The following is a 24619-nucleotide window of genomic DNA, read 5'->3' as shown; positions in this document are numbered from 1 at the left end:
GATTTCATTTAGTCAATCTACTTGACTATATCGCGCTGATCCATGCTTGAAAGGTTCCGTCCATGTTTATTCTCGAAAAGCCCGTGCTCGCAGCACTCCTCGTCAACGCCACCCATGAAATCGACATGGGCGAGGGTCGGCAGGCGACGATCTATTATGAGACGGAGACGCTTGCCCATATGCGCCTTCCCGGCGGCGTGACGATGACCGGCGACTGGTCGCTGCTCGACGATGGATACTCGGTCGCCTGGCGCGATGGCCCATCCGGAAGTTGGACGCTCAAGGCCGGTCCCGGACGCATCAGCTACTTCGACGTCGACGGCGTTGATCGCGGTGCCGTTCGCTCGATCTCATTCGGCAACACCGCCAACCTGCCGATCTGAAAAGCCGGGGAGGTGATCGTTTTCGATTGCTTCGATCACCAATTGCACGGCATCCGCCAGTTTCTCGTCGATGACATGGAGATACTCGGTCCAGTCATTGATATGGCTGACCTCGGCCTTGCCGTCCGAAATGCCGCGCAACCCGATCAGCGGAATGTTGAAATTCATGCAGGCGCGAAGAATGGCAAACGTCTCCATCTCCACCATGTCGGCGTCAATCGTTGCGTACGCCGCACCGGATACGACGTTGGCGCCGGTTGATAGCGTGGCCTGTTTGACGCCGGGAATGCGGATAGGAAGCGGCAGAACCGCCGGCAGACCGAGGAACGGCGTCGTGCCCTTCGGAAAGCCGAAGGCGGAGGCATCCATGTCGCGGTAGCAGACGGCTGTGGCCTGATAAACTTCGGCTTGTTCGAGTGTCGCGGAACCGGCCGAACCGAGCGAGACGACCAGATCGGGCTTGCGGCCATCGAGCACGAGACCCGCAAGCGTCGCGGTCATTTGCACGGCCGCTTCTACCGGCCCGACCCCGGTCATGACAGGCGTGAACAGCGCCTCGAGATGCGGACCATATTCGGCCTCGGCCGCCATCACGAACAGCACGGCCTTGTCGCCGATCAGCTTCAGGCGGTCGCTCATCCCCGGATATCCTCGCGGCCGCGCAAGGCCATCTTGGTGCCGGTCATCGAGGCGATAAGCTTGGCCGGGCCGTCGCCGATCGCATAGGCGCGGCCGTCCGCGACGATGATGTTGGAGCCAGGCTTGGTGATCTCGCCGCGAAACAGGAAGCGGTCACCCTTGCCCGGCGAGAGCAGATTGACCTTGAATTCGATGGTGAGGATTGAAACATCGGGCTCGATCATCGTATAGGCGGCATAGGTGCAGGCGGCATCGAGTGCGGCCGATATGACGCCCGCGTGCAGAAAACCGTGCTGCTGCGTCAGATCCGGCCTGTAGGACAGCTCGATCTCCACCGTGCCCTGGTGGATACGGGTCAGTTCCGCGCCGATAAGCGCCATCGCGCCCTGATTGGCGAACGAGGTCCTTATCCGTTCCCTGAAGTCACTATCCTGATGGTCCATCGGTATTCCCTTCGCGCTTGCGAAATTGCCACTCCCGTGACGCCTTCACAAGCATCGCCATTCATTTTCCCGCGATAAATAGTGGAAACGCCCACTAAGCGTACCATAGCGTACGATGCGGGCTTGATACGGGCGTCCAGGCGCGTAAGACCGGCGAAATGTTCGACGTCGCCCTCAATGTCCTGCCGATCTTCCTGATGATCCTCATCGGCTGGGCTGTCGTTGCCTCCGGTTACCTGAAGCCGGAAGCAGGGATCGCGCTTTCCGAATTCGTCTTCAAGCTGGCCGTGCCGGTGCTGATCTTCCGGACGCTTGCCGAAGCGGATTTCCACGGCGCATTTCCGGTACGGCTGTGGATCGCCTATTTCGCGGGCGTGGCGGTGACCTGGACCGTGGGTCACATTATTGCGTCGCAGCTTTTCCGTACCGACCAGCGCACGGCGACAGTTGCCGGCGTGTCCGCCGCCTTCGCCAACAATGTTTTCATCGGCCTGCCACTGGTCGATCGTCTCGTTGGACCAAAGGGCATGGTGGCGGTTTCGATCCTGCTTGCGGTCCATCTGCCCATCATGATGGTGGCGAGTTCGCTGCTGATCGAACGCGCCGAGCGGCGCGACATCGGCAAGCAATCCGAGGGGTGGTACGCGCTCTTCCGCTATCTCGGGCTCAATCTCAGCCGCAATCCATTGGTCTTCGGTGTTCTGGGCGGCATCCTCTGGCACTTCTCGGGCATTCCGCTCACCGGGGTGCCGAAGATCGTCGCCGACCAGCTGGCGGCCGTTGCCGCACCCGCGGCCCTGCTTTCGCTCGGCATGGCCATGCGGCGCTATGGGTTGGGCGGCAATGCTACCCTCGCCTCGTCGTCGTCGGTGCTGAAGCTCTTTCTGCTGCCGGCCTGTGTGCTGGTTTTCTCAAAGCTTCTGGGGTTGAGCCACGAATGGCAGGCGGCGCTGGTGCTGACCTCGTCCGTGCCGACCGGCATCAATGCCTGGCTGATCGCCGCGCAGTTCAGGACTGCCGAAAAGCTCGCCGCCTCCACCATCACCTTGACGACGGGTTTTGGCGTGTTGACGGTGATGTTCTGGGCCTGGATGGTGGGCTGACGATCAGCCCAGGAATCGTGCCGGAATGGCTTCGTTGAATGGAAAATACTGGAAGTAGGGCCGCGCTTCCTCGATCACGCGTGTCACCGAAGGTCGCGTCATCAGCCTGTCGAAATAGGCCGCGAGATTGGGATAGGTTGGCGTAAAGGGATGCACGCATTCGGCATAGAACAGCGCGGGTGCCGCCGAGCAGTCCGCCATGCTGAAATCGGCGCCGGCAGCCCATTGGCCGGACGCGAGCTGCTTCTCCAGCATCTCATAGGCGGTGTCGAGATTGTTGCGCGCTTCGATGACGCCGTAATCATCCGTCATATCGGCGGGTCGCAAACGGTTGCCGACGATTTTCTGCATCGGTGTCGAGACATAGAGGTCGAAAAACCGGTCCCAGAGACGCACTTCACGCGCGGCATCCGCGTCTTCGGGAATGAACCTGATCGCGCCGGGGTGGAACTGATCGAGATACTCGATGATGACGGTGGACTCGGGCACGATCACATTGCGCGTGACGTCCTTGATCACAGGAAACTTGCCGACCGGCCAGGCCGCTTTCAACTCTGCGCTCGATTCCTCGCTGGACAGATCGACGTGGCGGGCCTCGAATTCGGTGCCGTTCTCGTAGAGCGGGATCAGCACCTTTTGGCAATAGGACGCCAGAGGATGATAATAGAGGATCAATGACACCGGCCGGTCCCTCCGGAGGCGGGTGAGGGAGGTTGGATCAGGCCGCCGAGGCCTGCTCCTGATTGAGGCATGCATCGATCGCGGGCACGGTTTCGGACGAACGCAGCCGCGCCACCAGGTCCTGGTCGCGGAGCGCGCGCGCGATCCGGGAGAGTGCCTTGAGATGATCGGCGCCGGCGCCTTCGGGCGCGAGCAGCATGAAGACGAGATCGACGGGCTGGTCATCGAGCGCTTCGAAATCGACAGGCGTCTCGAGACGTGCGAACACACCGATGATCTTGTTCAGCGCCTTCAGCTTGCCATGCGGAATGGCGATGCCGCCGCCCACGCCGGTCGAGCCGAGGCGCTCGCGCTGGAGCACGACGTCGAAGATTTCACGCTCGGAGATTCCGGTGAGTTTGGAGGCGTTGGCCGCAAGTTCTACCAGTAATTGCTTCTTCGTATGTGCACGGAGCGCCGGGATAATCCCTTCCGGCTGCAGAATGTCCGCCAAAGCCATTCATCTTGTCCTTTTTCGGCCCGGTATGCTCGGACCGGCGTCAACCGCCGGTCCTGTTTCGAATATGTGTCGCCGGCTTGTCAGCCTTTGATATTGGCGGAATCGATCCAGCCGATATTACCGTCATTGCGGCGATATACAATATTGAGCTCCGATGTGCCCGGCTTGCGGAACATCAGCATCGGTTCATCCGTCATGTCGAGCGCCATCACGGCGGTCGCGACGGTCATGGTGGAGAGCTTCTTGGTCGTCTCGGCGACGATTGCCGGCGCGAAGTTCTCGGCGACCTCGTCTTCCTCGTCGGACACGGAGTCGAGCACCGTATAGGCGACTTCGCTCGCCGCCCGGTTTTCGCCGTGATGATGGTCGCGAAGCTTGCGCTTGTAGCGGCGGAGCCGCTTTTCGATGCGTTCGAAGGCACTTTCAAAGGCGACCTGCGGATCGTTGGCCTTGCCTTCGGCATGGAGATTGGCACCGGAATCAAGATGTATCTTGCAGTCAGCACTGAACCGCGAGCCGGCCTTTTCCACAAGCACCTGGCTTGAGAAGCCGCCGTCGAAATATTTTCCGATCGCTTCGTGAATCTGCCCGGTTATCCGGGTTCTGAACGAATCGCCGATGTCCATATGCTTGCCGGTCACACGCACACTCATGGTGTTATCCTTCCTGCAGTCGAAGTTTCGAAGTCCTCATAGTTCCCTACGCGCCCGGGGCGGACCCGGATCCCGGGCGAATGCCACGACTTGGACGATATGGATCTTGTTTACCGGCATTGAAGACCTCTCCCGGTCTTGAAGAACCGGCTGCCCTCGACCTGATCACCAAGTGCGATCACAAACATCGAAATGCAGTCTATGCTAACCTGTTCCCTGTTCCAAGAGTTCTCTTTTGCCGCCGGACCGACGCCACACGCGTTTCTTTTCCGGTTTTTTCGGCTGCGAGCCTCCTGATGAGCGCGGCCTCTTAAGCACGAGCCTCGTGGAAGTCAAGGGGTGGAAATTGAATGTTAATAATTAAGCGAAGCCGTATTCACGCGATGATTGCCGTGGAAACGCGAGCGTTCCGGCTGTTTCAGCCAACATAGACCTTTGCCATGGCGCGCTTTTCGCGCCTTCGTTGTACCGAAGACGGAATGTTCATTGCTTCCCGATACTTGGCGACTGTGCGCCTGGCGATCTCGATGCCTCCGGCCTTCAGCGATTCCACGATATCGTCATCGGAAAGCACGCCTTCGGCGACCTCTTCGGAGATCATCGAACGGATGCGGTGGCGCACGGATTCGGCCGAATGCGCGTTGCCACCCTCCACAGCCGCGATCGATACGGTGAAGAAATATTTCAGTTCGAACAGACCGCGGGGGGTCAGCATGTACTTGTTGGAGGTCACCCGGCTGACGGTCGATTCGTGCATCTTGATCGCATCGGCGACCGTCTTGAGGTTGAGCGGCCTGAGATAATCGATGCCGTTGGCGAGGAAGGCATCCTGTTGCCGGACAATCTCGCTCGCCACCTTCATGATGGTCTTGGCCCGCTGGTCGAGGCTGCGGGTCAGCCAGCTGGCATTCTGCAGGCATTCGGAGAGGAACGCATGGTCGCTGTCCTGTTTCGAAGCGGCATTGGCGACGCTGAGATAGTAGTTCTGGTTGACCAGCACACGGGGCAGGGTCTCGGGATTGAGTTCGACCGTCCAGCCACCGTCGGGCGCTGCCTGCACGATGACATCGGGATTGATCGACTCGGACACCGATGCTTCGAAACCACTGCCCGGCTTGGGATCGAGCGCGCGGATTTCGGCCAGCATGTCGATCAGGTCTTCCTCATCGACGCCGCAGAGTTTCTTGAGCGTCTGGAAATCCCGCCGCGCTAAAAGTTCGAGATTGGCGATCAATGCCTGCATCGCGGGATCGAACCTGTCGCGGCTCTTGAGCTGGATCGCCAGGCATTCGCTCAGCGAGCGCGCGAAGACACCGGGGGGATCGAGGAGCTGCAGTTTTGCCAGCACGGCCTCGATTGCGTCCCGTCCCTTGCCAAGCGCGAAAGCCACTTCATCGAGGTCATGGTGGATATAGCCGGAATCGTCGAGCAGATCCGTGAGATAGCGGGCTATGAAGATGTCGACAGGGTCATGCAGCGTGAATGGTACCTGCTGGCCGAGATGTTCCTTCAAGGTTACCTGGCCGGCGACGAAATCGTCGAGATCATAGGCCTCGCCGCTCTCACCCAGGCTGCCCGGCATCGATTTCCATTGTGACAGCAGTTCGGGCGCATCGGCTTTGCGCGGGCCGGCATCGTCCTGGTAGACATTCTCGAAACCGCCATCGAGCGCCTCGCTCAGCCGTTCGGTCTGGCTGCTGGCGCCATAATTTTCCGCCTCGCCGTCGTCGCCCTGGCGCTCGTGACTGTGGCCTTCATGCGGAAAGTCGCTGTCTTCCGGCCCGTTGAGTTCGAGCAGCGGGTTCTTCTCGACTTCGGTGGCGATGAACTGGTTGAGTTCGAGATGCGTCATCTGCAGCAACTGGATGGATTGCATCAGCTGCGGTGTCATGACCAGCGACTGGGTCTGTCGCAGGAAAAGGCTGGCGGACAAAGCCATGGCGGACGCTGAACTCCCTCGAAGGCGATGAATACCGGGCTGCCGGAGGGCCTCGAAACCGCAAGATTTCGAAACTGGCCCAAAAATTGCTTGACCAAAAATCGCCCATTGAACCAACCGGGTCAAGGGAAAATCGCAATTTGGGTAAAATTCGCGACATGAAAGCGGCGCGAATACGCTACAGGCTGAAATTGTCGCCGAGATAGAGCCTGCGCACATCGGCATTGCTGACGATATCGGAGGCGCGGCCATGCGTCAGCACTTCGCCTTCGTGGATGATGTAGGCGCGGTCGATCAGGCCCAGCGTCTCGCGGACATTGTGGTCAGTGATCAACACGCCAATTCCGCGCCGCGTCAGGTGCCGCACAAGGTTCTGGATGTCGGCGACCGAGATCGGATCGACGCCGGCAAAGGGTTCGTCGAGCAGCATGAAGGCGGGATCGGTCGATAGGGCGCGCGCAATTTCGAGCCTGCGCCGCTCGCCGCCGGACAGTGCCACGGCCGGCGAGTTCTTGAGATGGGTGATGGAGAACTCGGCGAGCAGCGATTCGAGCTTGTGCTCGCGCGCGTCCTTGTTCTTCTCGCGCAGTTCCAGCACGGCGCGAAGGTTCTGCTCGACCGTCAGGCCGCGAAAGATCGAGGCTTCCTGCGGCAGGTAGCCGACACCGAGCCGCGCCCGCTGGTACATCGGCATCCAGGTCACGTCGTTGCCGTCGATCTCGATCCTGCCCTGGTCTACCGGAATAAGGCCGGTGATCATGTAGAAACAGGTCGTCTTGCCGGCGCCGTTCGGGCCGAGCAGCCCGACTGCCTCGCCGCGCCGGACGACCAGCGACACGCCATTGACGACGCGCCGCGAGCGATAGGATTTGGTGATGCCGCGCGCGATCAGCGTGCCTTCGTAGCGCGCCTGCTGGGACGCATCTCTGGGAACGACATGGCTGCCGGCTATATCAGCGTCGGACGTGATGAATGGTATTTTCAAGGCTCGGGATCAGTTCTGCTTATTAGACTTCGGATCGATCAGGATCTTCACCCGCTTGCCGCAACTGCCGAGATTGGCGAGGCCGCTCTTCATCTGCACCGTCAGCTTGCAGCCGGTGAAGACATTGCCGCCTTCCGAGAGAACGACGGGATTGCCGTTGAGCACGAGGACTTCGCTGATCATGTTGAAGCTGCCGGTGTCGGCCGTCGCCTTCTGCGTCGCCGAGGCCAGTTTCACGCTGCCGGACACTTCGATGCGGTCGATATCGCCGCCGCCGGCCGCGATCGATTTCGTGCCGGTCTTGTAATAGACGGTCATGTGGGTCGCCTCCAGGGTCATCTGCCCCTGGGCCACCTTCACATTGCCGTCGAAGAGTGCCTTCTTTTCCTGCTCGCGGATTTCGAGATTGTCGCTCTCGATCTGGATAGGCTTGTCATTGCTGAGCGCGAGGCCGGTGGATGTGGTCTGGGCGTGGCTGGTCGCGATGCCGAGCGTGAGAAGTGCCGTTGCGGCTAGGCAGGCCGAATAACGAAAAGCGCGCATGGGCGTCCCTTATTGATTGCTCGTTGATTTGACATCTGCGGCGGTGCGCCGGACGGCGGTCGGCTCGACCACCATGCGGACATTGCCCTTGAAATTCATGATCCTGCCCTTATCCGTTATCTTGAGGCTGTTCGCAACCAGCGTCGCGCCTTTTGCCGTGATGGAAACCGGATCGTCCGATGTCATCAGGCCGCCCTTGACGTCGAGATGAGCTGACTGGAATGCAGCCCTGAGGCCGGAGGAGAGGGTGACTTCGAACGGTGAAGTCATATCGAGCCGGTCGGTGTCGCGATCGAATTTCGCGCCTGATGCCTTGATATGTGCCACGAGGTCGCCACGGATCGGGACCGCCGCATCGATATCCTGCAGTTCGATATCGCTCGGATTGATGATCGCCTGCAGTGCGCGCCGGGCATTCATGAAATAGCTGATGCCATCCTGGTTGCGGCCGGAAATGGCGGGCTTCTCCATCACCACGCGGCCGTCCTCGATCTTGGCGCCTGAGATGGTAAGGTTTGCCGGAAACATCGTGCGCACCCACGATACCGCGACAAAGGCCAGCGAGATGATCACCGCCAGCACGGGCAGCATCACCTTCAGCCGGCGCACGCGTCCCGAATGCCTGATCGCCCTGCCGTAAAGGCTGGCCGGGCTTTGCCGGGAGAGGGAAAGGGGTGCGCGTATATCCATTAAAAATCCTGTGGCGCGTATGCCGCAGCCTTCGCTTCCACACATAGGAAAATCATCACGAAAAAACAATGCGTGATAGGTCGCGTTAGAAACTTCGGCGATGTGTTGCTTCCCTGCTGTTTCTTTCCGGTGTCACAAGCGCTATTCCATGTGGCCAAATCTTTGATCGAGAGTGTTTCCATGGCCTATATCGATATCGCCGAAAGGCGCCAGTTGCGCCGCAAGCTGACCTTCTGGCGCGTCGCCGCGTTTCTCGTCATCGCGGCAGCCATCGCGTTGGTCTGGTCCGCGCTATGGGGCGACGACGTCGGCAAGGCACGCGACCACATTGCCCGCGTCAAGATTTCAGGCCTCATCCAGGACGATGCCGAGCTTCTTGAGCGGCTGGACAAGATCGCGAAGAACAATAGCGTCAAGGGACTGATCGTCTCCATCGCCTCTCCGGGCGGCACGACCTATGGCGGCGAGGTGATCTACAAGGCAATCCGCAAGGTGGCCGAGAAGAAGCCGGTTGTGTCCGACGTGCGCACGCTTGCGGCATCCGCCGGCTACATGATCGCGATCGGCGGCGATCATATCGTGGCCGGCGATACGTCGATCACCGGTTCCATCGGCGTGATCTTCCAGTACCCGCAGCTCAAGAACCTGCTCGACAAGATCGGCGTGTCGCTCGAGGAGATCAAGTCCGCGCCGCTGAAAGCCGAGCCATCGCCATTCCATGTGCCGCCGGAAGCTGCCAAGGCAGCGATACAGACCATGGTCGACGATTCCTTCGACTGGTTCGTGACGCTTGTTTCCCAGCGGCGCGGCATCCCGAAGCCCGAGGCACTGAAGCTCGCGGATGGCCGCGTGTTTACAGGCCGGCAGGCAAAAACCGCCAAGCTTGTCGACCAGATCGGCGGCATCAAGGAAATCCGCGACTATCTCGCGAGCAAGAAGGTTGGCGCCAATTTGCCGATCGTCGACTGGGAGCCTCAGGACAATGGCTCGCCGTTCTTCCTCGGCGGGCTCGTACAGGAGATGGCCGAAGCGGTCGGTTTGGGCTGGCTCTCGAAGGTCGGTTCTCTCAAAAATCTCAGTGAAGACAAGTTGTTGCTTGACGGTATGGTCTCCGTTTGGCAGTTTGATGGGAAATGAACGGGAACTAGAAACCGTCAGAGGGGGCGTTCGTGATCAAGTCAGAGCTGGTACAAATTGTCGCGGCTAAAAACCCGCATCTCTACCATCGCGATGTCGAGAATATCGTCAACGCCGTCCTTGATGAAATCACCGATGCTCTTGCCGGTGGAAATCGCGTCGAATTGCGCGGTTTTGGCGCATTCTCGGTCAAGAACCGGCCGTCCCGTTCGGGCCGCAACCCTCGCACGGGTGACGCGGTCTTCGTCGAGGAGAAATGGGTTCCCTTCTTCAAGACGGGCAAGGAACTTCGCGAGCGTCTCAACCCCGACCTCGCCGACGAGGAAGACGACGACTGATCCTTCCCACGGACCGATCTTGATTTGCGGGCGTGAACCGTTCAAAAGAGCCCTAAAATAGGGAGATCGTCCTCATGATGCGTTTCATCAAGCTGATCGTACTGGTTCCGATCGCAATCATTCTGGTGGTTCTGTCGGTTGCCAACCGTCACTTCGTGACGCTCGCGCTCAATCCCTTCCGTCCGGACGATACGCTTCTGTCGGTCTCGCTGCCGCTCTTCGTCTTCCTGTTCATCGCACTGATGGCAGGTGTGATCCTCGGCTCTCTGGTAACGTGGTTTGCCCAGGGCAGGTACCGCAAGCAGGCCCGCGATGAAGCGCACGAGGCGCGGAAGTGGCGGGAAGAGGCTGGGAAGCAGCGGACACGGGTGGAGGAGATCACCACCCGCAACCTCATCTCTGCTTCGAAGTAATCTTATTCGTCGTCGTCGGCCGCCGCAGCGGTGGAAGTGGCCTTCGCCGCCATCCTGGCACCGCGCTTGGCGGCGAGCTTGTTGAATTTCTTGAAGAATTGCACGGCAAGCTTCTTGGACGAGGAATCGATCATGCGCGAGCCCAGCATGGCGAGCTTGCCGCCGAACTGCGCCTTGATCTCATAGGTCAGGACCGTCTCGTCGCCTTCTTCGGTCAGCTTCACATCCGAGCTTCCCTTGGCGAAACCGGCAATGCCACCCTGGCCTTCCACGACGAGCGTATAGCTTTCGGGCGGATTGAGGTTTGTCAGCGTGATGTTGCCCTTGAAATTGGTGGAGATCGGGCCGAGCTTGAGCTTGACCGTCGCGGCCAGTTCCGTCGGTGAATTTCGTTCGAGCTTTTCACAGTTCGGGATGCATTTGCGCAGAATGCCCGGGGTGTTGAGCGCCTCCCAGACGATCTCTCTTTTCGCGGGAATCCGCTCTACGCCGGTCATGTCCATTCGTTTTCTCCCATGAATTCTCTCGGGCTGATTCAATGGCGATGCCAAAGCGCTTTGCCAAGAGGAATTAGGCTGCTATTTGATCCAGCTAATCGCATTATTGAGAAACAAACCATTGGTAAAGAGCAAAAATCACGCGCGGGGTGCGCGTTCTGCGGGCAAAGCAGGCACTGACACCAGCCGACCAGGCACGCGGCGTGACGAGGCCAAGCGCGACCAGCGGCCGGTGAAGGCAGCCCCTGTCAAGCCGGTCGCCGAACGGCCTGCACGCATTCGCGAGGAGAAGTGGGAGAAGGCGAGCGCCACCGTGCCCATTTTCATGCCGCGCCGTGAAGGCGACCGGCCCGAGGGCAGGGCTCCCGTGATCCTGGAGACATCGGGCGAACACGGCTATCGGCTTCTCGATACGGGCTTGGGTCTGAAGCTTGAACAATACGGCGATATCCGCGTCGTGCGGCCGGAAGCGCAGGCGCTGTGGCCGAGGGCCTTGCCGGATAGCGAATGGGATGCGGCGGACGCGATCTTCACCGGCGATACCGAGGAAGACGGCGCCGGCCGCTGGCGCTTTCCCCGTGCGGCGCTTGGTGAGACCTGGCCGATGCGGCTGCTCGACGTCGATTTCTTCGGCCGCTTCACCGCCTTCCGCCATGTCGGCGTTTTTCCGGAGCAGATCGTCCATTGGGCGTGGATGATGGAGTCCATCAAGGCGCGCGGCGGCAAGCCGAAGGTGCTCAACCTGTTCGGCTACACGGGCGTGGCGTCTCTCGCCGCCGCTGCTGCCGGCGCCGAAGTGACCCATGTCGATGCCTCGAAGAAGGCGATCGGTTGGGGTCGTGAGAACCAGGCACTCGCCCGCATGACGGAAAAGCCGATCCGCTGGATCTGCGACGACGCGATGAAATTCATCGAACGCGAGCTGCGGCGCGGCAATACCTACGATATCATCCTCACCGACCCGCCCCGCTTCGGCCGGGGGCCGGAAGGCGAGGTCTGGCAACTGTTCGATCATCTGCCGAAGATGCTGGATATCTGCCGCGAACTGCTCTCGCCGAAGGCCATCGGCCTGGTGCTGACGGCCTATTCGATCCGCGCGAGCTTTTATTCCATGCACGAGCTGATGATGGAAACCATGCGTGGCCGTGGTGGTCTTGTCGAGTCGGGCGAGCTCATCATCCGCGAAGACGGTGCAGCCGGGCGCGCGCTCTCGACATCACTTTTCAGCCGGTGGACGCAATGACACATAACGACAACGGCCCGCGCCGTCCGGGGCAGGTGAAGGAAATCACCTCGCTCGCCAATCCCATCATCAAGGATATCAAGGCCTTGAGCATGAAGAAGAACCGCGAGGAAAGCGGAACCTTCATGGCCGAGGGGCTGAAGCTGGTGATCGATGCGCTCGAAATGGGTTGGCGAATCGAAACGCTGATGTATTCGAAATCGGCCAAGGACAAGCCGCTGGTCGAGAAGATTGCCGCGAAGACTGTAGCACTCGGCGGGCAGGTGCTCGAAGTCAGCGAGAAGGTGCTTTCTTCGGTCACGCGGCGCGACAATCCGCAAATGGTCGTCGGCATTTTTCACGCGCGCTGGAAGCCGCTGAAGGACATCCGCCCACAGGCCAACGAGACTTGGCTGGCGCTCGATCGCGTGCGCGATCCCGGCAATCTCGGCACGATCATCCGCACGGCGGATGCGGTCGGTGCATCAGGCGTGATCCTGGTGGGCGACACGACCGATCCGTTTGCGCTGGAAACCGTGCGCGCAACGATGGGCTCTGTTTTCTCGCTGCCGGTCACGCGGACATCCGTTACGGATTTCATCAAATGGCAGAAGGCGTCGGGCACGGTGATGATCGCGACGCATCTCAAAGGCGCCGTCGATTACCGCAAGCCGGACTATCGCACCAAGCCTGTCATCCTGCTCATGGGCAACGAACAGGCGGGCCTGCCGGAGGAACTCGCCGATGCCGCCGACATACGCGTGCGCATTCCCCAGCAGGGCCGAGCGGATTCGCTGAACCTCGCGGTCGCCACCGGCGTCATGCTGTTCGAGGCACGCCGGCATCTGTTGAATCTGGAAGGCCATTGATGACCTCAACGCCGCTTTTTTCCCGTCCGCCCGTCGCGGTGGTCTTCATTGTCATCGCCGTGGCGCTGGACCAATGGATCAAGTACCTGATCGTACTGCATTTGCCACTTCATGTTGAGTATCACGTAATTTGGTACTTCTATCTCAATCACACCACAAACACTGGCGTCGCCTTCTCCTTCCTGTCAGGCATGAGCGGCTGGGTGATCGACATTATGCGGCTGGCGATCGTCGCATTCATTCTCTGGTGGTGGCGGACATCGCGGCAGGCGCACGGCCTCGTTCATTTCGGTTTCTGCATGGTGATAGCGGGTGCGATCGGCAACATCATAGATCGTTTCATTTATGGACACGTGGTCGACTACGTGCTGTTCCATACCCAGACATGGTCTTTCGCTGTGTTCAATCTCGCTGACAGCCTGATCACCGTAGGTGCTGTGTTGATCGGCTTTTGCGAGCTTTTCCTCAACCGAAAGCAACCCGATAAGGCCGGGTGACGGTTCGTTAAGCAACTACCGCAAGCCTTTCGAAAGTCTCGCCATGATACACTTGTGCCATGAGCGAACCCAGGAAATTGCAGGATCGTGTCGCCTCCGCGTTCGAGCGATCGGCTGCCCGCGCCGATTCCCGGGCGTATACGGGCGGCGACCTGCTCGCTTCCATCCATGACGCGCTCGGCGATATCACACTCTGCCGCAGCCTGGAGGGCGTGATCCGTTCGTCCAACCACACATTCAGGGAATTTGCCGGCGCGCCTCAGCCGGAAGGCCGCACATGCGCGGAGCTCGGCATCACCTTCGAAGCCGGCCCGATCCCCCATTGCTATGATGTAGAATTCACCCGGGATGGCCGCACCAGGATATTCCTCTGGCACGATGTCGTGACCCGCGATGCGGTGGTCGGCGGCCTCGTCGTCCAGTCCATCGCCCGCGACGTGACCGACGAACGGCGGGAAGCCGCGCGACGCGAAGAGGCCCGTGCCCGCGCGGAGGAGGAAAGCCTCCTCAAGTCACGTCTCATCGCCACGGTCAGTCACGAAATCCGTACGCCGCTCAGCGGTCTATTGGGCATGGGCCAATTGCTCGCCGGCACGCGTCTCACTGCCGAACAGAAGAACTATCTCGAAGGCATCCGCCAATCCGGCACCGCGCTTGTGCAACTGGTTGAAGACCTGCTGGATTTCTCGACGCTCGCCGCCGGCCGCTTCCATCTGCGGCCTCGGCTCGAGCCGATCCGGCCGCTGGTCGAAAGCGTCGTCGAAATGCTCTCCAGCCGCGCTCATGCGAAAGGCATCGAGATCGGTGCCATCATATCACCCGATGTGCCGGCCTTGCTGGAATTCGATCCGGCCCGTTTCCGCCAGGTGCTCTACAACGTCATCGGCAACGCCGTGAAGTTCACCGAGACCGGTGGCGTGCTCGTCAGCGTCGATCGGGCTGACGGCGCGCTGGTCGTGAAGGTCCGCGACAGCGGGCCTGGAATGAATGCCGCCGAACTTCAGCGCATATTCGGGGAGTTCGAGCAGGGTGACCTGACGCGAGCCCGCGAAGGCGGCGTTGGGCTTGGCCTTGCCATATCGGCCAGGATCATGACCGAGGCGGGTGGCGCACTCGGCGTCGAAAGCGAATTCGGCAAGGGCAGCACCTTCACCATCCGCTTGCCGGTGGATTTCTCCGGCCCGCCCATGCGGAGCGGTTCCGAGCTTGCCGGGTCGCACGTATTGCTGCTTGCCCCCGAGGGGCCGGCGGCGGACGCCATTTCATATTCGCTCAACCGGCTGGGCGCGACCGTGCGCACGGCATCCGATATGGCGGGCACGCGCGCCGCGCTCGATGGGCAGGCTTTCACCGACGTGATCGTAGATCACCGGCTCGATACGGATTTTGCCCAAGCCTTCGCTCGGGATGCGCGGCTTGCGCAGACGCGCAAGATATTCCTCGTCAACCCGGAAGCCCGGCCCGAGCAGATGTCCGGCGATGTCTATGACAGCTGGCTGATCAGGCCGCTGCGCGAGCAATCGCTGATCGACGTATTGACCGGCAGGCTGAGCGGGCTCGAGCCACGCATGGCCAAGGACAAGGACTTCCCCGTCCTAGCGCCGGAACCGCAGCAGGAACGCCGGCCCGTTGCTCACTCCGGCCTCTCGGTCATTTTCGGCGAGGACGAACCGGTCAATGCCATGATCGTGCGCGCGATACTGGAACGAGCGGGTCACACGGTGCGCCATGCCAATAGTTTCACACAGCTTGAAGTGCTCAGGCGCCAGGGCGCTCACGACCTTATCCTCACCGACAACGACATGCCGGGCGGTACCTGCGATGCCTTCATCGATTCGCTTCGCGTGGAAGAAGTGGAGCGCGGCGTTGCGCCCGCGCGGGTCATTGTACTGACCGCCAACGATGCGGCAGATATCCACACCCTGCTTTTGAAAAAAGGCGCCGATCTCGTCTTGCTCAAGCCGGCAACGCCTGAAATGCTTGCAAGCGCCATCGATGCGCTCGCCGTCAAACGCTCGGCGTGATCCCTTTCACGTGATATAACAACCCTTGACTGTCACGCGGGTGTCGTCTTGATGTGGTTATAGACCGGCAAGGCCAACAGGGATTTGTCACGTGATGACATTGGATGTCGCCGAGACCAGGACGGAGAAACCTCGCCCCGCGGAGCGTCGCGCGGCGACGACCCATGATGGGCTTCCCGTGCTGGGCCGCATCGGCTCGCTCGAGACTAGGCTCGCGGTGACGCCGCAGGAAATCGAGGCCGCGCAGGTCATCCGCTACCGCGTCTTCGTCGAGGAGATGGGTGCCAGGCTGCCGCCGGAGGCGATGCTCGCCGGCCGCGATTTCGATGCGTTCGATGACATCTGCGATCACCTGATCGTGCTCGACAGGTCCCTGGAAGGCGATGCGGCCGACCAGATCGTCGCGACCTACAGGCTGCTGCGCCAGGAAGTCGCCGAACGGCATTCGGGCTTCTACTCGGCCTCGGAATTCGACATCGCGCCGATGATCGCCCGCCACCCCGGCAAGCAGTTCATGGAACTCGGCCGGTCCTGCGTGCTTGCCCCATATCGCACCAAGCGCACCGTGGAACTGCTCTGGCAGGGCAATTGGGCCTATGCGCTCAAGCATCGCCTCGATGTGATGTTCGGTTGCGGCTCGTTCCCCGGTGCCTTCCCGGAATTCCACGCGCTGGCGCTGTCCTTCCTGCATCACAATGTGCTTGCCGATGGCGAATGGGCGGTACACGCCTCGCCCAACCGCTATCGCAACATGGACCTGATGCCGCCTGAAGCGGTCAACCCCAAGCGGGCGCTGATGGCGATGCCGCCGCTGATCAAGGGTTACCTGAGATTGGGCGCTATGGTCGGCGAAGGCGCCGTGGTGGACCATGCATTCGGCACGACCGATGTGCTTATCGTGCTGCCGGTCGAGAGTATTTCGACGCGTTACCTGAATTATTATGGTGCGGACGCCCAGCGTTTCGCGTCCTGAGTTTCAGTTTTACCTGCTGAACATCCAAACCCCAAGCCTTCAGCAGGTCCGGAGCCGCCCGGCTCCGGTATTTTATCGAAGAGCCGATTGGTGCATCACGCGGCGCAAGAGCCGCGACCACCCGAGCGGCGCGCATTGTTCGAGAATGGCAGGTCCGCCAATTCCCGCTGGCTCATGTCCCTGAGCGCCGGGTGCATCAGCGGATCCCTGGGATTGGTGTCGTAATCCGCAGGGGCCACCAGCCAGCGCAGCAGGTTTGCAATCAAGTTCAGCATTTCCATACTCCTTTCGAGAGCATCTTCCGGAAACAAGCCGTTCCGACGCTCTGAATATCGGGCTTTCCGCTGCTCAATTCAATTGAGTTTTCCAGCAAGCGGCTTTAGAAAAGCTATATGAAGAACCTCAACGCCGTGCACATGAACGGGCTCAGGGCGCTCGAAGCAGTTGGGCGGCTGGGCTCGCTGCAGGCTGCCGCCGACGAACTCGGCGTATCGGTTGGTGCCGTCAGCCAGCAGGTGATCAAGACCGAGCTTCAACTGGGCCACCAGATATTCGAACGCACCGGCAAGGGGTTGGTGGCGACGGAAATCGGCCTGCCCGTGCTCGCGCGCCTGACCGATGGCATCCAGAAGCTCGCCGAGGCGGTGACCCTGGCGCAGCGGCGGGACAATAACTGCCTGACCATCTCTGTGGCACCCGTCTTCGCCTCGCGCTGGCTGGTGCGCCGTTTCGACAGTTTCGCCCGCGAGCATCCCGAGATCATCCTGAGGATCGATGCCACGATGCGTCTTATCGATCCGGCATCCTCCGATATCGACCTCGGCATTCGCGTCGGCAAGGGCGACTGGCCCGATGTGAATTCGGAACTGATCCTGGCGCAGGAGGTCTACCCGGTCTGCGCTCCGCAGATCGCCGCGAAGCTGAAGACACCCGCCGATGTTCTCTCCGTGCCAGCCGTGATCGACGACCGGGCCATGTTCAAATGGGATGTCTGGCTGGACGCCGCAGGGCTGGAAGGTGCCGAGATCAGCCAGGGCCACGTCTTCAACGAGGCGTCGCTCTGCCTGGACGCCGTCATGGCCGGCCAGGGCGTCATGCTGGCCTGGCAGACGCTGACGGCGGATATGATCGCCGAGGGCCGGCTTGCCGCCCCCTTCGACATCCGCGCGAGAACCGGCTTCGGCCACTATTTCATCACGGCAAAAGGCGTGCGCGACAGCCGCAAGGTTCAGATTTTTAAGGCATGGCTGAAGCGCGAACTGGCCAAGAGCATGGCCGATCTCGATATGAGGCTGGATGCATCCTGAGGTACGTGGATGCGGGACTACATTCCTGCATTATACGCCGCGATCGCCGCCATATTGACAATATCGCTGTCCTTGGCGCCGATCGAGACGATTTGGACCGACTTGTCGAGGCCGACCAGCAATGGCCCGATCACCGTGCAGCCGCCGAGTTCCTGCAGCATCTTGGTCGAGATCGAGGCCGAGTGGAACGCTGGCATGACCAGCACGTTGGCGGGGCCTGACAGCCGGCAGAACGGGTATTGCTCCATGACATCGGCATTGAGCGCCACGTCGGCCGCCATTTCACCGTCATACTGGAAATCGACGCGGCGCTTGTCGAGAATCTTCACCGCCTCCCGCACCCGCTCCGAACGTTCGCCCTCGGGATGGCCGAAGGTGGAATAGGCGAGCATGGCCACACGCGGCTCGTAGCCGAGACGGCGGGCGACGCCAGCGGCTTCCTCAGCGATTTCCGCGAGTTCTTCGGATGACGGCATGTCGTGGACCGCGGTATCGGCCACCAGCACCGTCCTGCCCCGGCAGAGCGCCAGCGATACGCCGATGACCCTGTGGCCCGGCTTGGCGTCGATGCAGCGCCTGATATCGTCGAGCGCGGTCGAATAGTTGCGCGTCGTGCCGGTCACCATCGCGTCGGCATCGCCGAGCGCCACCATGCAGGCGGCGAAATGGTTGCGATCGGTATTGATCAGCCGTTGCGCATCGCGTTGCAGGAAGCCCTTCCGCTGGAGGCGCGCGTAGAGATAATCGATATAGGCCTCGCGCCTTTTCGACGTCCTGGCATTGATGAACTCGATGCCCGGCCGGTTGAGGTCGATGCCGGCCCGTTCGGCCGTCGCCTGGATAATATCGTCGCGGCCGAGCAGGATCGCGGTGCCGAGCTGCTGGTTGACGTAGGAGATCGCCGCGCGCATCACCTGCTCTTCCTCGGCCTCGGCAAAGACCACGCGCTTGGGGAAGCGGCGGACGCGCTCGTAGATACGTTGCAGCGTCGAGGCGATCGGGTCGCGGCGTGCCTTCAGGTCGCGCGCATAGCGGTCGAGATCGGCGATCGGCTTGCGGGCGACGCCCGAATCCATCGCGGCCTTGGCCACCGCCACCGGGATCGAGGAGATCAGGCGCGGATCGAAGGGCACGGGGATGATGTAGTTCGGCCCGAAACGCGGCCGGTTGCCCTGGTAGGCGGCGGCGACATCGTCGGGCACATCCTCCTTGGCAAGGTTGGCGAGCGCGTGAACGGCGGCGATCTTCATGTCGTCGTTGATCGTCGAGGCGCGCACATCGAGCGCGCCGCGGAAGATATAGGGAAAGCCCAGCACGTTGTTGACCTGGTTCGGATAATCCGAACGCCCGGTTGCCATGATCGCATCATCGCGGATGCGCGCGACCTCCTCCGGCGTGATTTCCGGATCGGGATTGGCCATGGCGAAGATGATCGGGTTGCGGGACATCGAGCGGATCATGTCTGCCGATAGCGTGCCCTTGGCGGACAGACCGAGCACGACATCGGCGCCGTCCATGGCCTCCGCGAGTGTGCGCTTGTCGGTCTTGGCCGCATGCGCCGATTTCCACTGGTTCATGCCCTCTGTGCGGCCCTGATAGACCACGCCCTTGGTGTCGCAGAGGATGACATTTTCGGGGTTGAAACCCATCGCCTTGATCAGTTCGATACAGGCGATGGCCGCTGCACCCGCGCCGTTGCAGACGAGCTTGGTCTTCTTGTAGTCGCGGCCGGTCAGGTCGAGCGCGTTGATCAGGCCGGCGGCCGCGATGATCGCGGTGCCATGCTGGTCGTCGTGAAAGACCGGGATATCCATGATTTCGCGCAGCCGGCTCTCGATCACGAAGCAATCCGGCGCCTTGATATCCTCGAGATTGATGCCGCCGAACGAGGGGCCGAGATATCGCACGCAATTGATGAACTCCTCGACATCCTCGGTATCGACTTCGAGATCGATCGAATCGACATCGGCGAATCGCTTGAACAGGACGGACTTGCCCTCCATCACCGGCTTCGAAGCGAGCGCGCCGAGATTGCCAAGGCCGAGGATCGCCGTCCCGTTGGAGATCACGGCCACCATGTTGCCGCGCGTCGTGTAGTCATAGGCGGTGCTGGGATCCTCGGCGATTGCCTTGACCGGCTCCGCGACGCCGGGCGAATAGGCGAGCGACAGGTCGCGCTGGGTCGCCATCGGCTTGGTGGGGGTGATTTCCAGTTTGCCGGGGCGTCCGCGCGAATGGAAGTCCAACGCCTCCTGGCGGGTGACGGTGGGCATAGTCCGGTCGGGCTTGTCCGCAGGCATGATTCCTCCCAAATGCTTCCTGTGGGCGCCGTCGTTTTTCGGCGCTCTCGTTATTGTCATTCATGCATGCCGCACCGTAATGTTCAACGCCTTTATGCAGGTTGCCCATTTCTTCTGGTCGGCGGACCAATTCTCAAAAAAGCCAGGTATGACCATCGAAGCCCTGACCGTTGCCGAACTTGCCTCCGAGGAAAGCCGCCAGACGGCGACCCCGATGATGGAGCAGTATATCGAGATCAAGGCGACCAATCCGGATAGCCTGCTGTTCTACCGCATGGGCGATTTCTACGAACTTTTCTTCGAGGATGCGCTGGAAGCATCGCGTGCGCTGGGTATCACGCTGACCCGGCGCGGCCAGCATCTCGGCCAGGATATTCCGATGTGCGGCGTGCCGGTCCACGCCGCCGACGATTATCTCCAGAAGCTCATCGGTTTCGGCTACCGGGTGGCGGTCTGCGAACAGGTGGAAGACCCCGCCGAAGCCAGGAAGCGCGGCGCCAAGTCGGTCGTCAAGCGCGATGTGGTGCGGTTGGTGACGCCGGGCACGATCACCGAGGAGAAACTGCTCAATCCCGGCGACAGCAACTACATGATGGCGCTTTCGCGCATCCGGGGCGGCGAGAGAGTTCAGTACGGGCTTGCCTGGATCGATATCTCGACAGGCGTGTTCCGGCTCGCCGAGACCGAGCTTTCCCGGCTATTGGCCGACATCCTCAGGATCGACCCCAAGGAATTGATCGTAGCCGATGCAATCTTCCATGATGCCGATCTCCGCTCGATCTTCGATGTCCTGGGCAAGGTCGTCAGTCCACAGCCGGCTGTGCTTTTCGATTCGGCGACGGCGGAAAATCGCATAGCACGCTATTATCGTCTCTCGACGCTGGATGGTTTCGGCGGCTTCACCCGACCGGAACTTTCGGCGGGCGCGGCAGCTATCGCCTATGTCGAGAAGACGCAGATCGCGGAACGCCCTGCGCTGGGCGTGCCGGAGCGCGAGAGTTCAGCCTCGACGGTGTTCATCGATCCCGCCACGCGCGCCAATCTCGAACTCATCCGCACGCTGTCGGGGGATCGCAATGGCTCGCTGCTCAAAGCCATCGATCGCACGGTGTCCGGCGGCGGCGCCCGGCTGATCTCGGAACGGCTGATGTCGCCACTGACGGATCCGGAGCAGATCAACAGGCGGCTCGATTCGATCTCGTTCTTTCTCGACGAGCCCCGGCTGGCAAATGACATAAGGCAGGCACTCAGGCATGCGCCCGACATGCCGCGCGCACTGTCGCGTCTGGCGCTCGATCGCGGCGGTCCGCGCGATCTTGCAGCGATCTTGAGCGGCCTCCGGGCAGGGCGGGACATCGCTTCGAGGCTGGTCCAGAACCGGCTTTCGCCAGAGCTTTCCGACGCGTTTCTCGCGCTCGGTATGGTGCCGTTTGGGCTGGAAGACCAGTTGAGCGGGCTGCTGGCCGAGGACCTGCCGCTGCTCAAGCGCGACGGCGGCTTCGTGCGGGATGGCGCAATCCCCGAACTGGATGAACTCCGCGAACTCCGCGACCAGTCACGCCGTGTCATCGCCGGCCTTCAGGCCAGCTATTCGGAGGAGACCGGCGTCAAGTCACTGAAGATCAAACACAACAATGTGCTCGGCTACTTCATCGAGCTGACTTCAGGCACCGCAGGTGTGATGACCGCGAGCCCCGAAATGCGCGCCCGCTTCATCCATCGCCAGACCAATGCCAACGCCATGCGTTTCACCACGGTCGAGCTGTCGGATCTCGAAAGCCGCATCGCCAATGCCGCAGAACAGGCGCTGGTGTTCGAACTGGAAGCCTTCGACACGATGCGGGAAGCGGTCATTGCCGCCGGCGAGGAGATCAAGAAGGCCGCGTCGGCGCTCGCCGTGCTCGATGTGTCGGTTGCGCTCGCCGTGCTCGCCGAGGAGCAGGCCTATTGCCGGCCGCATGTCGATGGTTCAGTGGATTTCGCGATCGAGGGCGGGCGCCATCCGGTGGTCGAGCAGGCGTTACGCAAGGCGACGGCCAATCCCTTCGTTGCCAACAATTGCGATCTCTCGCCAGCAAACGGTGGAAAGAACGGCGGCATCTGGCTGTTGACCGGCCCCAACATGGGCGGTAAATCGACCTTCCTGCGCCAGAACGCGCTGATCGCGATCATGGCGCAGATGGGCTCATTCGTTCCCGCCACCGAGGCCCGGATCGGCTGCGTCGATCGTCTCTTCAGCCGTGTCGGTGCGTCCGACGACCTGGCCCGAGGCCGCTCGACCTTTATGGTTGAGATGGTCGAGACGGCCGCCATCCTCAACCAGGCCACGCCGCGCTCGTTGGTCATTCTCGACGAGATCGGGCGCGGCACCGCCACTTTCGACGGCCTGTCGATCGCCTGGGCGGCTGTCGAGCATCTGCACGAGGTCAACCGCTGTCGGTCGCTTTTCGCCACGCATTTCCACGAACTGACTGTGCTGTCCGAGAAACTGGAGCGCATGTCCAACGCCACGATGAGGGTCAAGGAATGGGACGGCGAGGTGGTTTTCCTCCACGAAGTCGGCCCCGGCGCGGCCGATCGTTCCTATGGCATCCAGGTCGCGCGTCTGGCGGGTCTGCCGGCATCTGTCGTCTCCCGCGCTCGCGAGGTGCTCGACCTTCTGGAGGACGCCGACCGCAAGAACCCGGCCGCCAAGCTGATCGACGACCTGCCGCTGTTCCAGGCCGCGGTGCGGCGCGAAGAGCCGAGAGCATCCAAGTCCTCGAAGGTCGAGGAAGGCTTGCGGGAACTGAATCCCGACGAAATGACTCCGCGCGACGCGCTGGACGCGCTCTATGCGCTGAAGAAACTGCTGGGTTGAATCCGGCGCTTGAAAAGCCTCAATCAGATGATTGACATTCGTCGCCGAGTTCTTCCGTTTCAGAATATGCAAAGGCAGATCAAGATGTCTGACGCCGACACACAGCCTCAAATGGCACAAGCCGAAACCCACGCCTTCGAACGCCGATGGATCGCCATGTCAGTGCTGCTGATGGCGAGCTTCATGAACATGATCGACATCACCATCGTCAATGTCGCGCTGCCCAGCATGCAGAAGAGCCTCGGTGTCTCCGAAAGCGGTATCGAATGGGTCGTGGCGGGTTTCATCCTCGCCTTTGCGCTCGGCCTACTGCCGTTCGGCCGCTATGGCGACATCATCGGCAAGAAGAAGATTTTCCTGATCGGCGTGGCGAGCTTCTCCATCGCCTCGCTGCTCTGCGGCATGGCGGTCAATGTCGAAATGCTGATTGCGGCCCGCGTCATCCAGGGTATTGCCGGTGCGGTGATGATGCCGCAGGTGCTGGCAATTGCGCAGATCATGTTCCCGCCCAGGGAGCGCGCGGTCGCCTTCTCGCTGTTCGGCCTGACGGCCGGCCTCGCCTCGGTCGCGGGACCTGTGACCGGCGGCTTGCTCATCCATGCCGACGTCATGGGTCTCGACTGGCGCCCGATCTTCCTGATCAACGTTCCGATCGGCATTGCCTGCGTCATCGCGGCCCGCACGCTCATTCCTGACGTCAAGGGCAATCCTGATCTCAGAAACGATTGGGTCGGCATCGCGCTGGCAGCAGTGGCGACCTTCTGCTTGATCTTCCCATTGATCGAAGGCCGCGGCTTCGGTTGGCCCGCCTGGTGCTTCGTCATGATGGCGGTGTTCATTCCCGTCGCCATCCTGTTCGGCTGGTGGGAGCGCCGCCAGAATGCCAGGGGTGCGGCCGAGCTCATTCCGCTCAGCCTGATGAAGAACCGCAATTTCGTCTTCGCCGGACTCGGCCTGACCGTGTTCTTCTCGGCGATGCCCGGTTTCTTCCTGATCCTGGCACTGTTCCTGCAATCCGGCTACCAGCTCGATGCGCTTCATTCCGGCCTGACCACCATTCCTTTCCCCATTGGCGTTCTGGTCGCATCGGTCGTCACCGGCCGGCTCGGCGGCAAATCGCCGAAGCTGCGCATCGTCTTCGGTGCGGGACTGCTCGTGGCGGCCATGCTTCTGCTCCGCCATGTCGTCGCGGGTGTCGGTGATCAGCTCGTCAGCACTGATTTCATCCTGCCGCTGCTGCTCGGCGGGTTGGGAACCGGCATCACCATCTCGCCGCTCTTCCAGACGGCACTTGCCGGCGTTCCGCCGCGCGACGCCGGGTCCGGTTCGGGCACATTGCAGTCGTTCCAGCAGGTCGGCGGCGCTTTCGGCGTGGCGATCATCTCGCAGATATTCTTCTCGCTGCTGGCGGGACACATGGCGGGTGGCCTCACCCAGCACGAAGCCTTCAAGGCCTCGTTCGAGGTGGCGGTCATCTACAACATCGCCTGCTATGTACTGGTGGCGCTATCGACGCTTTTCTTGAAGATACCGCCGATGCATGCGGCGCGGCCGGGGCACCATCAGGCGCAACCGGTGACAGAGTAGAGTTAATCCTGGGCACGGCTCGCCGGGCCCGGCCTTT

General features: G+C 61.3%; 25 protein-coding genes. 13 read left to right on the top strand and 12 right to left on the bottom strand.

From position 1 onward, the window contains the following. The first annotated feature begins 62 nt into the window (after positions 1 to 62). A complete protein-coding gene (locus ACSQ26_RS21565) occupies positions 63 to 383 on the top strand; it encodes a hypothetical protein (RefSeq protein WP_436012497.1) in 321 nt (106 codons plus the stop codon). Here ACSQ26_RS21565 and ACSQ26_RS21560 read toward each other — a convergent pair. Beyond that, positions 351 to 1022 carry a 5'-methylthioadenosine/S-adenosylhomocysteine nucleosidase gene (locus ACSQ26_RS21560; RefSeq protein WP_436012495.1) on the bottom strand — a complete coding sequence of 224 codons (672 nt, stop codon included), beginning with the start codon at positions 1020 to 1022 and terminating at the stop codon, positions 351 to 353. The two genes, ACSQ26_RS21565 and ACSQ26_RS21560, sit on opposite strands and share 33 nt — an antisense overlap. Continuing rightward, positions 1019 to 1465 carry a PaaI family thioesterase gene (locus tag ACSQ26_RS21555; protein WP_436012493.1) on the bottom strand — a complete coding sequence of 149 codons (447 nt, stop codon included), beginning with the start codon at positions 1463 to 1465 and terminating at the stop codon, positions 1019 to 1021. Before ACSQ26_RS21555 ends, ACSQ26_RS21560 begins: the two co-directional genes overlap by 4 nt. Before the next feature lie 158 nt (positions 1466 to 1623). On the opposite strand from ACSQ26_RS21555, the gene ACSQ26_RS21550 reads away from it, so the two are divergent. Then, positions 1624 to 2568, top strand: a complete 945-nt coding sequence (locus tag ACSQ26_RS21550) for an AEC family transporter (protein WP_436012491.1) — start codon at positions 1624 to 1626, stop codon at positions 2566 to 2568. 3 nt (positions 2569 to 2571) lie between these two features. Here the strand turns inward: ACSQ26_RS21550 and ACSQ26_RS21545 are convergent, their stop codons facing one another. The 7 genes from ACSQ26_RS21545 to lptC all read right to left on the bottom strand — a co-directional run bounded on the left by ACSQ26_RS21545 (position 2572) and on the right by lptC (position 8558). Next, a complete protein-coding gene (locus ACSQ26_RS21545; RefSeq protein WP_436012489.1) occupies positions 2572 to 3249 on the bottom strand; it encodes a glutathione S-transferase family protein in 678 nt (225 codons plus the stop codon). Positions 3250 to 3286: 37 nt separating this feature from the next. Further along, the gene (gene ptsN, locus ACSQ26_RS21540; RefSeq protein ID WP_258159856.1) at positions 3287 to 3748 is read right to left on the bottom strand and encodes a PTS IIA-like nitrogen regulatory protein PtsN; all 462 of its coding nucleotides are present in this window, start codon (positions 3746 to 3748) and stop codon (positions 3287 to 3289) included. A gap of 80 nt (positions 3749 to 3828) precedes the next feature. Beyond that, positions 3829 to 4401: a ribosome hibernation-promoting factor, HPF/YfiA family gene (gene hpf, locus ACSQ26_RS21535; RefSeq protein WP_436012487.1), complete on the bottom strand. Its 573-nt coding sequence runs from the start codon at positions 4399 to 4401 to the stop codon at positions 3829 to 3831. A gap of 418 nt (positions 4402 to 4819) precedes the next feature. Further along, positions 4820 to 6340: an RNA polymerase factor sigma-54 gene (gene rpoN, locus ACSQ26_RS21530; protein ID WP_436012485.1), complete on the bottom strand. Its 1521-nt coding sequence runs from the start codon at positions 6338 to 6340 to the stop codon at positions 4820 to 4822. A gap of 178 nt (positions 6341 to 6518) precedes the next feature. Further along, positions 6519 to 7292, bottom strand: a complete 774-nt coding sequence (gene lptB / locus ACSQ26_RS21525) for an LPS export ABC transporter ATP-binding protein (protein ID WP_436015400.1) — start codon at positions 7290 to 7292, stop codon at positions 6519 to 6521. A 42-nt stretch (positions 7293 to 7334) separates the two neighbouring features. Beyond that, positions 7335 to 7868, bottom strand: coding sequence for an LptA/OstA family protein (locus tag ACSQ26_RS21520; RefSeq protein WP_436012483.1), 534 nt, complete (start codon positions 7866 to 7868; stop codon positions 7335 to 7337). A 9-nt stretch (positions 7869 to 7877) separates the two neighbouring features. After that, positions 7878 to 8558 (bottom strand): LPS export ABC transporter periplasmic protein LptC, encoded by a 681-nt coding sequence (lptC, locus tag ACSQ26_RS21515; protein WP_436012481.1) that lies wholly within the window; start codon positions 8556 to 8558, stop codon positions 7878 to 7880. 180 nt (positions 8559 to 8738) lie between these two features. Here lptC and sppA point away from each other — a divergent pair, with 180 nt between their 5' ends. From sppA to ACSQ26_RS21500, 3 genes are all read left to right on the top strand, one after another. After that, complete coding sequence (gene sppA / locus ACSQ26_RS21510; RefSeq protein WP_436012479.1) at positions 8739 to 9695, top strand: signal peptide peptidase SppA; 957 nt, start codon at positions 8739 to 8741, stop codon at positions 9693 to 9695. Between the two features lie 32 nt (positions 9696 to 9727). Beyond that, on the top strand, positions 9728 to 10033 hold the full coding sequence (locus ACSQ26_RS21505; protein ID WP_258159862.1) for an integration host factor subunit beta: 306 nt from the start codon (positions 9728 to 9730) through the stop codon (positions 10031 to 10033). A 74-nt stretch (positions 10034 to 10107) separates the two neighbouring features. Continuing rightward, complete coding sequence (locus ACSQ26_RS21500) at positions 10108 to 10446, top strand: LapA family protein (protein ID WP_436012476.1); 339 nt, start codon at positions 10108 to 10110, stop codon at positions 10444 to 10446. Positions 10447 to 10448: 2 nt separating this feature from the next. Here ACSQ26_RS21500 and ACSQ26_RS21495 read toward each other — a convergent pair whose 3' ends face one another. After that, a complete protein-coding gene (locus ACSQ26_RS21495; protein WP_436012474.1) occupies positions 10449 to 10949 on the bottom strand; it encodes an SRPBCC family protein in 501 nt (166 codons plus the stop codon). Between the two features lie 115 nt (positions 10950 to 11064). Here ACSQ26_RS21495 and ACSQ26_RS21490 point away from each other — a divergent pair, with 115 nt between their 5' ends. From ACSQ26_RS21490 to ACSQ26_RS21470, 5 genes are all read left to right on the top strand, one after another. Further along, positions 11065 to 12186, top strand: a complete 1122-nt coding sequence (locus ACSQ26_RS21490) for a class I SAM-dependent methyltransferase (RefSeq protein ID WP_436012472.1) — start codon at positions 11065 to 11067, stop codon at positions 12184 to 12186. Beyond that, the gene (locus ACSQ26_RS21485) at positions 12183 to 13034 is read left to right on the top strand and encodes a TrmH family RNA methyltransferase (protein ID WP_436012470.1); all 852 of its coding nucleotides are present in this window, start codon (positions 12183 to 12185) and stop codon (positions 13032 to 13034) included. The genes ACSQ26_RS21490 and ACSQ26_RS21485 overlap by 4 nt, the downstream gene beginning before the upstream one ends. Next, a complete protein-coding gene (gene lspA / locus ACSQ26_RS21480; RefSeq protein WP_436012468.1) occupies positions 13034 to 13531 on the top strand; it encodes a signal peptidase II in 498 nt (165 codons plus the stop codon). Before ACSQ26_RS21485 ends, lspA begins: the two co-directional genes overlap by 1 nt. A 59-nt stretch (positions 13532 to 13590) precedes the next feature. After that, positions 13591 to 15555, top strand: coding sequence for a hybrid sensor histidine kinase/response regulator (locus tag ACSQ26_RS21475; protein ID WP_436012466.1), 1965 nt, complete (start codon positions 13591 to 13593; stop codon positions 15553 to 15555). Positions 15556 to 15649: 94 nt separating this feature from the next. Then, on the top strand, positions 15650 to 16528 hold the full coding sequence (locus ACSQ26_RS21470; protein WP_436015398.1) for a GNAT family N-acetyltransferase: 879 nt from the start codon (positions 15650 to 15652) through the stop codon (positions 16526 to 16528). A gap of 95 nt (positions 16529 to 16623) precedes the next feature. Here the strand turns inward: ACSQ26_RS21470 and ACSQ26_RS21465 are convergent, their stop codons facing one another. Continuing rightward, complete coding sequence (locus tag ACSQ26_RS21465; RefSeq protein WP_436012464.1) at positions 16624 to 16803, bottom strand: hypothetical protein; 180 nt, start codon at positions 16801 to 16803, stop codon at positions 16624 to 16626. Positions 16804 to 16920: 117 nt separating this feature from the next. On the opposite strand from ACSQ26_RS21465, the gene ACSQ26_RS21460 reads away from it, so the two are divergent. Then, on the top strand, positions 16921 to 17835 hold the full coding sequence (locus ACSQ26_RS21460; RefSeq protein ID WP_436012462.1) for a LysR substrate-binding domain-containing protein: 915 nt from the start codon (positions 16921 to 16923) through the stop codon (positions 17833 to 17835). Positions 17836 to 17852: 17 nt separating this feature from the next. On the opposite strand, the gene ACSQ26_RS21455 is transcribed toward ACSQ26_RS21460, so the two are convergent. After that, on the bottom strand, positions 17853 to 20135 hold the full coding sequence (locus tag ACSQ26_RS21455; RefSeq protein WP_436012460.1) for an NADP-dependent malic enzyme: 2283 nt from the start codon (positions 20133 to 20135) through the stop codon (positions 17853 to 17855). Positions 20136 to 20283: 148 nt separating this feature from the next. Here ACSQ26_RS21455 and mutS point away from each other — a divergent pair, with 148 nt between their 5' ends. Together mutS and ACSQ26_RS21445 are read left to right on the top strand one after the other, a co-directional pair. Beyond that, on the top strand, positions 20284 to 22995 hold the full coding sequence (gene mutS, locus ACSQ26_RS21450; protein ID WP_436012458.1) for a DNA mismatch repair protein MutS: 2712 nt from the start codon (positions 20284 to 20286) through the stop codon (positions 22993 to 22995). A gap of 84 nt (positions 22996 to 23079) precedes the next feature. Beyond that, a complete protein-coding gene (locus ACSQ26_RS21445; protein WP_436012456.1) occupies positions 23080 to 24582 on the top strand; it encodes an MFS transporter in 1503 nt (500 codons plus the stop codon). The last annotated feature ends 37 nt before the right edge of the window (positions 24583 to 24619 follow it).

It is taken from the genome of Rhizobium sp. LjRoot254, from assembly GCF_964254105.1.
Lineage (GTDB): Bacteria > Pseudomonadota > Alphaproteobacteria > Rhizobiales > Rhizobiaceae > Rhizobium_E.
Note: the sequence above shows the minus strand (reverse complement) of the source record. Positions and strands in the feature narration are given on the sequence as shown.